General features: G+C 50.3%; 9 protein-coding genes and 2 pseudogenes. 5 read left to right on the top strand and 6 right to left on the bottom strand.

The window, feature by feature from the left end; translation table 11 throughout:
• Nucleotides 1–13: 13 nt before the first annotated feature.
• A pseudogene (locus RSJ68_10395) lies at nucleotides 14–124 on the bottom strand (IS5/IS1182 family transposase).
• 27 nt (nucleotides 125–151) lie between these two features.
• Here RSJ68_10395 and RSJ68_10390 point away from each other — a divergent pair.
• Nucleotides 152–721, top strand: coding sequence for an L-threonylcarbamoyladenylate synthase (locus RSJ68_10390; GenBank protein ID WNU96813.1), 570 nt, complete (start codon nucleotides 152–154; stop codon nucleotides 719–721).
• Between the two features lie 191 nt (nucleotides 722–912).
• Here the strand turns inward: RSJ68_10390 and RSJ68_10385 are convergent, their stop codons facing one another.
• Entirely contained in the window at nucleotides 913–1,359 is a 447-nt protein-coding gene (locus RSJ68_10385; GenBank protein ID WNU96812.1) for a hypothetical protein, read from the bottom strand.
• Nucleotides 1,360–1,743: 384 nt separating this feature from the next.
• On the opposite strand from RSJ68_10385, the gene recQ reads away from it, so the two are divergent.
• The 3 genes from recQ (at nucleotide 1,744) to RSJ68_10370 (ending at nucleotide 9,038) form a co-directional block, all read left to right on the top strand.
• The gene (recQ, locus tag RSJ68_10380) at nucleotides 1,744–4,056 is read left to right on the top strand and encodes a DNA helicase RecQ (GenBank protein ID WNU98394.1); all 2,313 of its coding nucleotides are present in this window, start codon (nucleotides 1,744–1,746) and stop codon (nucleotides 4,054–4,056) included.
• Nucleotides 4,057–4,263: 207 nt separating this feature from the next.
• Nucleotides 4,264–6,189, top strand: coding sequence for a site-specific DNA-methyltransferase (locus tag RSJ68_10375; protein WNU98393.1), 1,926 nt, complete (start codon nucleotides 4,264–4,266; stop codon nucleotides 6,187–6,189).
• Nucleotides 6,190–6,374: 185 nt separating this feature from the next.
• The gene (locus RSJ68_10370; protein WNU96811.1) at nucleotides 6,375–9,038 is read left to right on the top strand and encodes a DEAD/DEAH box helicase family protein; all 2,664 of its coding nucleotides are present in this window, start codon (nucleotides 6,375–6,377) and stop codon (nucleotides 9,036–9,038) included.
• Between the two features lie 210 nt (nucleotides 9,039–9,248).
• On the opposite strand, the gene RSJ68_10365 is transcribed toward RSJ68_10370, so the two are convergent.
• Genes RSJ68_10365 through RSJ68_10355 form a run of 3 tightly spaced genes read right to left on the bottom strand, consistent with a single transcriptional unit; the run spans nucleotide 9,249 to nucleotide 10,464 of the window.
• The gene (locus RSJ68_10365) at nucleotides 9,249–9,614 is read right to left on the bottom strand and encodes an IS3 family transposase (GenBank protein WNU96810.1); all 366 of its coding nucleotides are present in this window, start codon (nucleotides 9,612–9,614) and stop codon (nucleotides 9,249–9,251) included.
• Nucleotides 9,615–9,628: 14 nt separating this feature from the next.
• Entirely contained in the window at nucleotides 9,629–10,210 is a 582-nt protein-coding gene (locus RSJ68_10360; GenBank protein ID WNU96809.1) for a DDE-type integrase/transposase/recombinase, read from the bottom strand.
• The gene (locus RSJ68_10355; protein ID WNU96808.1) at nucleotides 10,114–10,464 is read right to left on the bottom strand and encodes a helix-turn-helix domain-containing protein; all 351 of its coding nucleotides are present in this window, start codon (nucleotides 10,462–10,464) and stop codon (nucleotides 10,114–10,116) included. Before RSJ68_10355 ends, RSJ68_10360 begins: the two co-directional genes overlap by 97 nt.
• Before the next feature lie 132 nt (nucleotides 10,465–10,596).
• Here RSJ68_10355 and RSJ68_10350 point away from each other — a divergent pair.
• Nucleotides 10,597–11,299: pseudogene (locus RSJ68_10350) on the top strand (site-specific DNA-methyltransferase).
• A gap of 405 nt (nucleotides 11,300–11,704) precedes the next feature.
• Here the strand turns inward: RSJ68_10350 and RSJ68_10345 are convergent.
• On the bottom strand, nucleotides 11,705–13,567 hold the full coding sequence (locus RSJ68_10345) for an RNB domain-containing ribonuclease (GenBank protein WNU96807.1): 1,863 nt from the start codon (nucleotides 13,565–13,567) through the stop codon (nucleotides 11,705–11,707).
• Nucleotides 13,568–13,843: the final 276 nt, after the last annotated feature.

The raw sequence follows: 13,843 nt of genomic DNA, 5'->3' as shown, positions 1-13,843 counted from the left end.
CAGGTCGTCTGAAAATGTATAGTGGGTTAACTTTAAACCAGTACGGCGTTGCCTCGCCTTGCCGTACTATCTGTACTGTCTGTGGCTTCGTCGCCTTGTCCTGATTTAAAGTTAATCCACTATAATTGTGTTTCAGACGACCTTCCCTATCATGTTATTTCCCAGAATCCTTTCAGCTTCGACACGTTGCAAGCTGCAATCCCATCTTAAAAAAGGCGGCTTGGTCGCCTATCCTACCGAGTCCTGCTACGGCATAGGCTGTATCCCGACCTTGCCTAAAGCGCTCAACCGACTGATTCATCTGAAAAAAAGACCGCAACATAAAGGCATGATTGTCATTGGCAACCAATTGGAGCAATTACAGCCCCTGCTCCAGAGGTCGTCTGAAAACATTCAAACCATGCTCAGAAACGAATGGCCTGCGCCCAAAACCTTTCTGCTTCCTGCGGCTGCTGACGTTTTGCCCGCATTGCGCGGAAAAAGACGCAGCAAGTTGGCGGTCAGGGTTCCTGCCCATGCAGGTGCGCGCCGCTTGTGTCAGACTTTGAAAACGCCTTTGGTCTCGACTTCGTGCAACCGCGCAGGCAAACGCGCGTGTAAGACGGAGCGGGAAGTGAGAAGGCAGTTTGGAAGGAATGTATGGGTAGTTGGCGGTTTAATCGGCAAACAAAAGTCGCCGAGTCAGATTATTGATGGGGAAACGGGTGTTCGTTTGCGTTAGAAATCGGATGGATGGGATGATTAGGAATTGTGGTTTGAACCGATAAACCGTTCATTTGAGAAAATGTGGATAATCCTGAATATAACTTTCCCGAAAGAACCAAAAAGGTCGTCTGAATCCCCATATTCATGGTTTTCAGACGACCTTTTGATTTGATTATCTTGTGGATAAGTATGTAGATAAGTTGGGCATCAGAGCTTGCTGCCGCATACGGCTTCAAATTGTTTTTCGGTAATCGTACCGTTCATCACGCTCATTGGGCGGATATTTGTCGCGGTGTAGCTGTGTTTGGAGATTTCTTTGCCATGTTCGTCAAGAAGCTGCAAAGCAGTCAGGCGGTAGGTTTTGTTGGTGCAATGGATTTCCCAGTCGCCGATGGCGGTTTTGTAGGCAGGCGTGTTGACGAAACGTTCTTCTTTCATCTTCGATACGGTTTTTCTATCGCGGAAAGTGACCAAAGTACCGTTTTTCTTGATGCTGTTTTTATCAATCGCCACTTTGATATTGCCGTCGGAAATCGTGCCGATGTTGTCCCAGTTGCCGCTGACGCCGCCGCTTGTGGTCGTAGTCGTTTGACAGGCGCTCAGGAGCAGGGCCGCCGATAAAGTCGAAATAAGGGAAAAGTGTTTGATGTTCATAAGTTTTGGTTGCTTAGGATAAATTATTAGACTGCCGTATTATGCGCGAAGACGGCGGGGCAGTAAATCGGCTTTGCAAAGTCTTAAAACCGCCAAAAAATGAAAAGGTCGTCTGAAAACAGATTTTCTAGTCGATTGACTGGAAACCGGTATGCCGCCGCTTTGCCGGAGATTAAAGAGAACGGTAACGCATTGGATAAACCAGTTTCCCATATCCGTATTGTCGGCAGTTCCGCCATCTTGTCTCAATCAAAAATCAATCTGCGATACCCAACCAAGCATAATCCGTTTTCAGACGACCACATGTGGATAACTCAAATATCCCCCATGCAGGCAGTGTCTAAAACCGCTAAAATAACGTTTTTCCCTTCCTACGGAATCATCATGCCCCAGCCTTCCGCCCAACAGATTTTGCACGAAGTATTCGGCTATCCCGAATTTCGCGGCAAGCAGGAGGCTGTCGTCAATACATTGGCAGGCGGCGGAAGCCTGATGGTATTGATGCCGACGGGCGGGGGCAAGTCGTTGTGTTACCAAATTCCCGCGTTGATGCGCGAAGGCGTCGCCATCGTCGTTTCGCCGCTGATTGCCCTGATGAACGACCAAGTAGCGAGCCTGCACGCTGCAGGCATAGAAGCGGCAGCGGTCAACAGCAGCACAACAGTGGAAGAAGCCCGCGAAGTGGCGGACAAACTCGCCCAAGGTCGTCTGAAACTGCTCTACGTCGCACCGGAGCGGCTCGTTACCGACCGTTTCCTGCGTTTTCTTGATCAGCAAACCATCTGCCTTTTCGCCATAGACGAAGCGCATTGCGTCAGCCAATGGGGACACGATTTCCGCCCCGAATACCAGCAATTAGGGCTGCTTGCCGAACGCTATCCGCAAGTGCCGCGCATTGCCCTGACTGCGACCGCCGATGCGGCGACCCGCGCCGACATCAAACATTTCCTCCATCTTGAAGACGCGCCCGAATTCATCTCCAGCTTTGACCGCCCGAATATCTATTATCAGGTTATCGAAAAAAACAACGGCAAAAAGCAGCTTCTCGACTTCATCCGCAAAGAAATGGAAGGGCAAAGCGGCATCGTCTATTGCCTCAGCCGCAAAAAAGTCGAAGACATCGCCCAATTCCTCTGCGAAAACGGATTGGACGCGATTCCCTACCATGCCGGCTTGAGAATGGAAGTGCGCGAAGCAAACCAACGCCGTTTTACCCGAGAAGACAACATTATCGTCGTCGCCACCGTTGCCTTCGGTATGGGTATAGACAAACCGGACGTGCGCTTCGTCGCCCATCTCGATATGCCCCAAAGCGTCGAACATTTCTACCAAGAATCCGGCCGCGCCGGGCGGGACGGGCTGCCTGCCGTGAGTTGGCTGTGTTACGGTCTGAACGACTGGGTATTGCTGCGCGAGCGCATCGCCGAAGGCAACAGCGACGAAGTGCAGAAACAAATCGAAATGCAGAAGCTCGATGCCATGCTTTCCGTCTGCGAAACCGCCGCCTGCCGCCGCGTCCTCCTGCTCAAATATTTCGGCGAAGAATCCGCCCCTTGCGGCCATTGCGACAACTGCCTGCATCCGCCCGTACGCTTCGACGGTACTGTCCTCGTACAAAAGCTACTCAGTTGCGTGTATCGCGCCGGACAACGCTTTGCCGCCGGCTATATTACCAACCTGCTGCGCGGTAAAAGCGATGACTGGATACAGCGCAACGGCCACGACAGACTCTCCACCTTCGGCATCGGCAGCAGGCAAACCGACAAAGAATGGCGCAGCGTTATCCGCCAATGCATCAGCCTCGGCTACCTCACCGTCAACATCGCCCAATATCAGGCATTGCAACTGACCGAAGCCGCAAAAAAAGTCCTCAAAGGCGAAACCGAAGTCATGTTGCGCCCATTGCGCCGCGAAAAAGCCGCCACTCAAAAGCCAAAAGACAACTGGCTGCGTACCGAACGCGAAGAACGCCTATGGCAGGCATTGCGGCATTGGCGGCAGCAGCGCGCCCATGCCGAAGAAGTCCCTGCTTACGTCGTCTGCGGCGACAAAACCCTGCGCGACATCGTCGAAAAAATGCCGCAAACACTTGAAGATTTGCACCAAATCTACGGTTTGGGTGAGGCGAAAATCAACAAATTCGGCATCGACATCCTCAATGTCTGCGGGAACGCAGCCGAAAACCAAAGCGGACAAACGGGCAACGAAGAACCCCTATTCACCCCCCAAACCGAGCGCGAACAGCAATTACAGCAAAAGCTGGAAACCTGGCGTGCCGATCAGGCAGCCGCCAAACAATGCGCCTTGGGCAAAGTCCTTTCCAACATCAGCCTGACCGACCTCGTCGTCTTCACGCCCGCCGAAGAAGCCGACCTGCTCAGTATCTACGGCATAGGCAGCGAAAGAATTGCCCAATACGGGCAGGCAATACTCGATATTTGCCGCCCTTACGCAGACGGGCTTTCCGAGCCGAAACAGGCAGAACGCCAGCTCGCCCGCCGCCTGTTCCAATGGTGTCTCGACACCGCTCGATATGAAGGCGGAGAGATGCACGCCGTCGCCAGAAAACAGACTTTACGCGCCATCGCCAAAGCGCGGCCGCAAACCTTAATTGAGCTTTCCAAAATTGATGATGTGAGCGAAGAATGGTTGGACAAATACGGCGAAGAAATCGTAGAAATCTGCACGGCGGATTGACAATCAAAAAGGTCGTCTGAAAACCCCGTAAAAGGTTTTCAGACGACCTATTAATACCGCTTCAGTATCTTAGCCAATCCCAGTAAAATAACTTATCTTCCGACCCCTATTGCAAAGGCGAAAAAATGGCAACCGAACCGAACCGAACCGAACCGAACCGAACCGAACCGAACCGAACCGAACCGAACCGAACCGAACCGAACCGAAATTATACACGATCTAGAAAATAATTTCAGACAAAACAACATATTAAAACTCAAACAACTCTTTCCCGAAGTCTTTTGTGAAGACCAAATCGACTTTGAAAAGCTCAAACTCGTCCTCGGCGCAGAAAACCTTGCCGGCGCGGGCGAACGTTATCAACTGGATTGGGCGGGTAAAACCGCCGCCTATCTCAACCTGCAAAGCCCCACTTCCCGCACCCTCGTTCCCTGCAAAGAAGAATCCGCAGATTTCGACGGCACGCAAAACGTGTTTATCGAAGCCGAAAACCTCGAAGCACTGAAAATCCTGCAAAAATCCTACGCCGGCAGCGTGAAGATGATTTACATCGATCCGCCCTACAATACCGGCAGCGATTCCTTTATTTATCCCGACAAATTCTCCGAAAGCCGCGAAGAATACGCCCGACGCGTGGGCGATACCGACGACGCGGGCTACCTGAAGCGCGACGGCGTATTCCAAGGCGCGTGGCGCAAAAACGGCAAAGACAGCGGCCATTACCACAGCAACTGGCTCTCCATGATGCTGCCGCGCCTACATCTGGCGAAAACCCTGCTACGCGAAGACGGTGTGATTTTTATCAGCATTGACGACAACGAACAGGCGCAGTTGAAATTGTTGTGTGATGAAGTGTTTGGGGCGGAGAATTTTGTTGAATGTTTTTCATGGGTTAAAACATCAACACCACCAAGCTTATCTAATAAATCCCGGAAAACAAATGAATATATATTGTGCTATGAAAAGAATAGAGATAATGAAAAGTACAATGCCGAAATGCAGAGCGATGGCGATGAACCTCTTTTAAATTCAGGAAATTCTAAAAGAGAATTAATTTTTCCTGCTAGTTCTTTAAAATTAAAATTTATTGAAGAAGGGGTGTTATATTCTGGAGAATATGAAAAAGTTAATTTATTAAATAATATTATAGTTAAGAATGGGCAACCGTTAAATGATGTACGATTGAAAGGGGAATTTAAATGGACACAAAAAAAATTAGATGAGGAAATAAACAATGGAACAACTTTTATAGCAAAAACGGAAAAAATGTCTATTCGTTTCCAAAGAATAAACAAAGGAAATAAAAGACCAACAAACTTCATACGGGATCATATTACAACTCCCGTTATAAATAAAAAAGAACAAAATGTTGGCACTAATGAAGATGCTACTAAAGAATTGAAAGAAATATTTAATGTAGATTTATTTGATCACACTAAACCTGTCACTTTAATAAAATATTTAATTAATTTTAAAGTTTATGGTGGGGATTTGATTATGGACTTCTTCTCCGGCAGCGGCACCACCGCCCACGCCGTGATGCAGCTTAATGCCGAAGACGGCGGCAGCCGCCGTTTCATCTGTGTCCAACTCCCCGAAGAAACCGACGAAAAGTCCGAAGCGCGCAAGGCGGGTTTCGACACGATTGCCGAAATTGCCAAAGAACGCATCCGCCGCGCGGGCAGGCAGATTTCAGACGACCTTCAAGACGGATCGGAAATAGATACGGGTTTTAAAGTTTTCAAACTTGCCGAAAGCGGTTTCAAACAATGGCGGCAGCCCGAGCAGTCGGATACGGAAGCCCTGCAACGCGAATTGTCGTTGAATATCGATTCCGTGCTGTCTGAAACGTCGTCTGAAAATCTGCTCTACGAATTGATGCTGCGTATGGGTTTGAAGTTGACTTGCAAGGTTTCGTTTTCAGACGACGTGTATTTCGTGGAAGACGAGGATACGGGCGGGCTGTACGCTTTCCTGTTGGAACGTGTGGATCAAGGTTTGATTGATGCCGTGCTGGCGAAGCATTCCGTCAAGGTGGCGGCCTTGGACAGGCTGTTCGAGGGCGACGACGCGCTCAAAAGCAATACCGTATTACAGATGAAGGACGCGGGCGTGATGTTCGATTGCGTGTAGTCAGCCGAAAGCGGGAAACCGGAAGTGCCGTCTGCCGTCATTCCCGCGCAGGCGGGAATCCAGAAGTTTGAAATTACAGCATCTCTCAAACGCTCTTGAAATAAAAAAGTCTGGATTCCCGCCTGCGCGGGAATGACGGCAAAGAGGTAGATTTTCCGCGCGACAGCGGATAGAAGGAAATAAAAATGGAACTGAAATTTGAAGAACTGCCCTATCAGCTTGATGCGGTAAATGCCGTTGCGAATCTTTTTGCAGGGCAGCCGAACCATGCCCGGACATTTGATTTGACCAGTCAGGGGACAGGGCGGTTTGTCGGCAACGGCTTGGATTTAGATTGGGAAACGTTAGGCCGGAATCTGAATGCGGTGCAAAAGCAAAACGGACAGCCTGAAACGGAAATTGGAGCGCACGGGCTGAATTTTTCTTTGGAAATGGAAACGGGGACGGGCAAAACCTATGTCTATCTGCGTACGGTTTACGAATTAAACCGCCGCTACGGCTGGAAGAAGTTTGTGATTGTCGTGCCGAGCGTGCCGATACGCGAAGGCGTGTTGAAAAGCCTGGAAATTACGAAGGTGCATTTTGACGGGGTGTTTGGCAGGCCCGTGATGCGTTATGCGGAATATTCAAGCGGCCGGCTGTCGGACTTGCGCGCTTTTGCGGTAAACGACCATATCGAGATTTTGGTGATCAACATCCAGTCGTTTGAAAAAGATGGAAACGTTATCAACAAGGTAAATGAAAGCGGGGAAGCACCGATTAAGTTTATTCAGGAAACGTGTCCCATCGTCATCATCGACGAGCCGCAAAATATGGAAACGGAAGGTCGTCTGAATGCCTTGGAATCGCTCAATCCGCTCTTTACCCTGCGCTATTCGGCAACGCATAAAAACCCTTACCACAAGGTTTACAGTCTGAATCCCGTGCAGGCATACAATTTGAAGCTGGTAAAGCAAATCGAAGTCTTGCCGGTATTGGCGGAAAACGATGTGAACGGCGCATTTGCGGAGCTGCTGGAAGTAAAGCAGGCGGCCAAAGGCCGTCTGAAAGCCGATTTGAACATTCATTATCAGGATAAAAAGGAAACCAAGAAGAAAAAGGTGTCCGTCAAATCGGGAGACGATTTGTTTGAAAAATCGGGCGGCAACGAAGCCTACCGCCACGGTTTCATCATTGACGGCATGGATTTTGATAATCAGGAATTGGCGTTCTCAAGCGGTAAAATCATTACGCGCGGCGGAGATGGCGACGCGGTGCGCGATGAAATCATGAAAAACCAAATCCGCGAAACGGTAAGGGAGCATTTGGCGAAGGAGAAACGGCTGAATCCGCTGGGGATTAAGGTGTTGTCGCTATTCTTCATCGACCGCGTGGAGAACTACCGTGCGGCAGACGGAACAGCAGGCAAGTTTGCCCTTTGGTTTGAAGAAATCTATCGGGAGCTTGCAGGCAATACCGATACGACAGGCGTACACGGCGGCTATTTCTCGCAAGACAAGAAAGGTCGTCTGAAAAACACCGACGGCACAACGCAGGCGGACAACGATACCTACCGCCTCATTATGCGCGACAAGGAAACCCTGCTTTCCTTCGGCAGCCCGCTGCGCTTTATCTTTTCCCATTCCGCGCTGAAAGAAGGCTGGGACAACCCCAATGTATTCCAAATCTGCACGCTCAACGAAACCCGCTCGCCGCTGAAAAAACGCCAAGAAATCGGGCGCGGGCTGCGTATAGCCGTTAATCAGAAAGGTCGTCGCGTGCGCGATGAAGATGAAAATGAAAAGGTGAACATACTGACCGTGGTGCCGAACGAAAGCTACGAATCGTTTGCCGCCAACCTGCAAAAGGAATACGAAGACGAATGCGGTATTAAATTTGCCGCCGAAAACATCAAGGACGGCAATAAGAAGAAAAAACAGCTATTCCGCAAAGATTTTCCGCTCGACCCCGAATTTCAGGCAATTTGGGACAAGTTGAAATACAAAACGCGCTACCGCGTGCGCTTCGATACGGAAGAATTGATTAAACAGGCTTCGGCGGCAGTAGCAGGCCTGCCCAAAATCCAGAAGCCGAAAATCCGCATCCAAAAAGCACATTTGAAACAAATATCAACCAAGGGTATCGAAACGGTTGAAACTAAAAGCCACAGCCGCGACATGGACGTTCAATGGGAAATCCCGGATATACTCGGCGAAATCCAAAGAAAAACGGGGCTGACGCGGCGCACGGTGTATGAAATCATCACACAGTCGGGTCGTCTGAAAGATGTGGCAGGCAACCCGCAACGCTTCATCGACCTTGCCGCCGAAGCGGTAAACCGCAGCCTGTACGCACTGATGGCGGCAGGAATCGAGTATGAACAAACCGGCGAAGTGTACGACCAAAAGCTGTTGGAAGACATGGAGCGCGAAGGCATCGAGTTTTATGAAAACGACTTTACATTCGAAATCAGAAAACCGCAAAAAACCATTTGCGAAAACTACATCCCCTTGGATTCCGGCACGGAAAAAGCCTTTGCCCAAAATTGCGAGGATTATGATGCGAAAAATGAAGGCGGCGTGGCGTTTTACTTCAAACTGCCCGGCTGGTTCAAAATCCCGACCCCGCTGGGCAACTACAATCCCGATTGGGCGGTGGTAAAACAGGTTCAGGACAAAGTGTATTTCGTTGCGGAAACCAAAAATACCGGCAAAGGCATTCAGGCGGGGGTAGATGCGGGCAAGCTGCGCGAAAACGAACGGCTGAAAATCGAATGCGGCAAGCAGCATTTTGCGGCATTGGACGGATTGAAATATCGGGAGACGGATTCGATAAGCGGTTTGGAGGCAGGCCTTTCGCCGGATATTTAAACATAAAACAGCTTTATTCCGTCTTTACCCGCTTCGTTATTTCTGTCTTTACGGGAACGGCGAAGCGGGTATATTTTGAGTTGAATTTTTATGAATATGTTTACCGGCCTTCTTTCTTTTGCCGTATGATGAAGGAGCAATGCGCTAAAAGGAAAAGGTCGTCTGAAAACTGAACTGGCCCCCAAATCTTGGACACTCATAAAAGCCTATTCAGGCGCTCTGTGCAAGCCGGGTTCTGTATGCGACAGGACTCGGCTTTTTCAATTTCAAACTGCAACGCTCCCGGTTGTAGTAATCCATATAGTCATCTATCTGTTTCATCAATTCGTCCACCGTCAATTCCCCTGCGTTATAGAAACACTCCGTCTTCAACACCGCAAAGAAACTCTCCATCGGCGCATTGTCCCAACAGTTCGCCTTACGCGACATGCTTTGAACCATGGAATGCTCCGCAAGCAATTCCCTATACCCCGCCGTACGGTACAGCACACCTTGGTCCGAATGAAGCATCGTTCCTTTATCAGTCAGACGGGGGCGGACATTTCCTTCGCCAGCACCGATTTCGCAATGAAGCATCGTTCCTTTATCAGTCAGACGGGGGCGGCTTTTTCGAGCATTTCCTTCACCATTTCGCTGTCGGCTCTGCGGCTCATGGCGTAGGCGACGATCTCGCGGTTGAACAAGTCCAAGATTGGCGAGAGGTACAGTTTGCCGTCCTTCCCTTTGAGTTCGGTCACGTCGGTCAGCCATTTTTCGTTGGGCTTTCGGGCTTTGAACCGGCGTTTGAGGAGGTTTTCCGATATTTCGCCCATGGCGGGATGGCGGTAGGCTTTTTTCGCCCGTATGAGGGCTTTCAGTTCCAACTGCTTCATCAACCGCGCCGCTTTTTTGCGGTTCCAATCCAATGCTGCGGCAATGCGCCTTTGTCCGTAGCGTCCTTTATGCCGCCGGTAGGTTTCGACAAGGAGGGCTTTGTCGGCTGCGTCGGGGTCGGGTCGGTCTTGGTGGTGGTAGTAAAAGCTGCTTTTGGGCAGGTTTGCGATGTGCAGCAGGTATTTGAGCGGGTGTTGCGCCCTCAGTGTTTGGACGGTTTGGCTTTGTCCTTTGCGGTCCGCTTTTGGCTGAGGGCTTTTAACTCCTTTAGGTAGGCGACCTCTGCGCGCATATAGCACAACTCTTCGATAAGCTCTGCCTGTGTTTTTTCTTGGTCGAGTTTATCTGCGATGAAGGGGTTTTTGCGGTGTTGGTGCATGGTTTTGGATTGGGGATGTTCGAGTGCGCCGATACCGCCTTCTTGATAGGCGCGTATCCATCGTCTCAGGTGGGTTCGTGAGATGCCGTAGTGGTCTGCGGTACGCTGTCGGCTGCGTATATGCAGGTAGTGGAGTATGGCTTGGTATTTGAAGTGTAATGTATATTTGCCCATAAAAAACTGCACCTTGTGAGTTGGAGGGGATGTCCAACTTTTGGGGTGCAGTTCACATTTTTCAGACGACCTATTAATACTGCTTCAGTATCTTAGCCAATCCCAGTAAAATAACTTATCTTCCGACCCCTATTGCAAAGGCGAAAAAATGGCAACCGAACAAAATTTATAAATGATTTATAAAATAAAACAACATGTTAAAACTCAAACAACTCTTTTCCGAAGACCAAATCGACTTTGAAAAACTCAAACTCGTTCTCGGCGCAGAAAAACTTTGCTGACGCGGGCGAACGTTATCAAATCGATTGGGCGGGCAAAACCGCCGCCTATCTCAACCTGCAAAGCCCCACTTCCCGCACCCTCGTCCCCTGTCCCCTGCAAGGAAGAACCCGCAGATTTCGATAGCACGCAACACGTGTTTATCGAAGCCGAAAACCTCGAAGCCCTGAAAATCCTGCAAAAATCCTACGCCGGCAGCGTGAAGATGATTTTCATCGGCCCGCCTACAACACCGGCAACGGTTCCTTTATTTATCCCGACAAATTCTCCGAAAGCCGTAAAGAATACGTCTGCCGCGTGGGCGATACCGACGACGCGGGCTACCTGAAGCGCGACGGCGTGTTCCAAGGCGCGTGGCGCAAAAACGGCAAAGACAGCGGCCATTACCACAGCAACTGGCTCTCCATGATGCTGCCGCGCCTGCATCTGGCAAAAACCCTGCTGCGCGAAGACGGCGTGATTTTTATCAGCATTGACGACAACGAACAGGCGCAGTTGAAACTGTTGTGTGATGAAGTGTTTGCGGGCGGAGAACTTTGTAGAACAAATCATTTGGGAAAAGAAATTCAGCCCTAAAATGATGCAAATATTTTCCGGAAAATCATGACTACCTGATTTGTTATACAAAAAATATTACCGAACTATAAATCAAACTGTTACCGCGAACAGAAGAAACAAATGCTCGTTATAAAAATATTGATAATGGCTCACATGGTGCTTGGACTTCGTGAGATTTATTGCATAAAGATGTGCAACAAAGCGGAATTTATACAATGACAACGCTAAACGGTACACAACACAATCCACCTGGCGGTATATAGGAAATCGCCGCGTCGTTTACACCGTAGTTTGAACGGCGACACCGTTTGAGGTCTTGCAGGTTTATTTTTCTCAACCTGTGGTGTAAACAACGTAACGATTTCTTACGTCGGATTTCAGACGATGTTTTATATACCTCTCCTTACGCAACCGCAGGTGCGACGGCTTTCACATAATTCAACGCGATAAACTGCTTTTCGGGGTCAAGTTCGGTGATTTTGAGCAGGACTTGCGATTTGGGCAGCGCGTCGAACGGGATGCCGGTGGCGCGGGTTACCAGCAGCAGGCCTTCGATGCGGACGAGGTCTTCTTTGAGGATGGTTGCGGTCAGCTCGCTTGTGCCTTGCTGTTGCAGGTACACGAGGCTCCAGTAGGCTTCCATCTGCCGTTGGAAATCGGCGTAGGCGGCGTAGGCGGTGTCGAAATCGCGCAGTGCGGCGAAGAGTTCGGCATCGCTTTGCTGGAAGAGCGGTTCGGCGGTGTCGTCTATCAGGCTGAGGAGTTGTTTTTGATTGATGTAGTCGGCGGCGCGGCGCAGCGGCGAGGTGAACCAGCCGTAATGTTGCACGCCCATGCCGATGTGCGGCCCGGATTTGGTGCTCATGCGCACTTTTCCTGCGGGTTGCACGCGGAAGAGGCCGGGCAGGTCGTTGTCATGGAGCATCTGCGCCCAAGTGCTGTTGGCGAGTATCATCATTTCGCTGACCAGCATGTCGATGGGCGAACCGCGTTCGCGGCGGACGACGGAGACTTTGCCTTCTTCATCCAATTCAATGCTGTAATCGTATTGCGGCGCGCGGTCGGGCTCGTATTTGCCGCGTGCTTTTTGCAGGGCGACGGCAAATTGGTGGAACCAAATCAGGTCTTGATGATGGGCGAACATCATTTCGCCGGCTTCGTCCAAGCCGGTTTCGGCGTTGAAATGCGGCTCGATGGTTTGGATGCGCAGATTTTCGGCGATGTTGACGGCTTCGATTTTGCAGGTCGGCTCGCCGACGTTGAACTCGCTGTCCACATCAAAATAAATGCTGACGGCAGGGCGGTACGCGCCCGCATCGAGGCTGAACGCGGCAATCCAGTTTTCGGGCAGCATGGTGATTTTGCCGCCGGGGAAATAGACCGTGCTCAAGCGTTCCATGATGTTTTTTTCCATTTTGTCGCCTGGTTTAATGGCGAGCGACGGCGCGGCAATGTGGATGCCGACGCGCTTCGTGCCGTTGCCCAAATCGGTCAGGCTTAAAGCGTCATCGACTTCGGTGGTCGATTCGTCGTCAATGGAAAAGGCGGTAACGTCGGCTTTGGGCAGGTCGGGCATTTCGGGCAGGGGGAGGTCGGGGAAACCTGTTCCTTTGGGGAAGTATTTGATTTCAAAACCGTCTTGCAGATATTGGGGGATGGACGTAATGCCGCCCGTTTTTTTCGCCAATTCGTAGGCGGAGGTTTTCAGCGCGTCGGCGGCTTTGGTAAAGGCTTTGTAGGTCAGCGACTGCTTGTCGGGCGCGTGCAGGATGGTTTTCAAATCCGCTGCGATTTCAGACGGCATCTCGCCGCGTTTCAAGGCTTCCGCCCAAGCGTCGATTTGCGCGTTTTGTTGTTTTTTACGTTCGATGGCGGCAAGCGCTTGTTTCAAAGTTTCTTCAGGTGCGGCTTTGAACACGCCTTTGGCTTTTTTGTAGAAATACATCGGCGCGGCGTACAGCGCAATCAAGGTCGCCGCCAGCTCGGTTTTGGTCGGCGCATGACCGTAATATTCTTCGGCGATGGCTTCGGCGGAAAATTCTTCTTCGCCGCATACTTCCCACAATAAATCGGTGTCGATGTCCGCCGCCTGCGCCTGCGCGTTCTCCAAAAACGCCGCCATATCGCCGTCGAACTCGGCAAAGACATTATTCGCCTTCACTTTGGTGCGCTTGCCGTGTTGGGTATCGACTTGGTAGGTGGCGTCGTTTTTTTGGACGATGGCGGCGACTTTGAATTGGCCGGACTCTTCGTAAAAGATATTCATGTATTGCTGCTGTCAGGTTGAAGTGGGAAACGGACGATTTTAGCAGATTCTTGTTGATAAAGACGGACAAAAGGTCGTCTGAAAAACTTGCCCTCCCCTTCTCATTTCATAGAAACCGCCTTTTCAGACGACCTTTGACGACTTTGACCGCGCTCAAACCTGCTGCGCTCCGCTCATGCTGCCTGATTTGAAATAATTTTTTTAAAAATAAAAGGATAGCCTTGCATTTTGCCTGAGGTCGTCTGAAAACCTGCGCTTTGCAAACCTGTGGTTTAG

Source organism: Neisseria sp. DTU_2020_1000833_1_SI_GRL_NUU_006, assembly GCA_032388755.1.
Taxonomy (GTDB): domain Bacteria; phylum Pseudomonadota; class Gammaproteobacteria; order Burkholderiales; family Neisseriaceae; genus Neisseria; species Neisseria sicca_C.
Note: the sequence above shows the minus strand (reverse complement) of the source record. Positions and strands in the feature narration are given on the sequence as shown.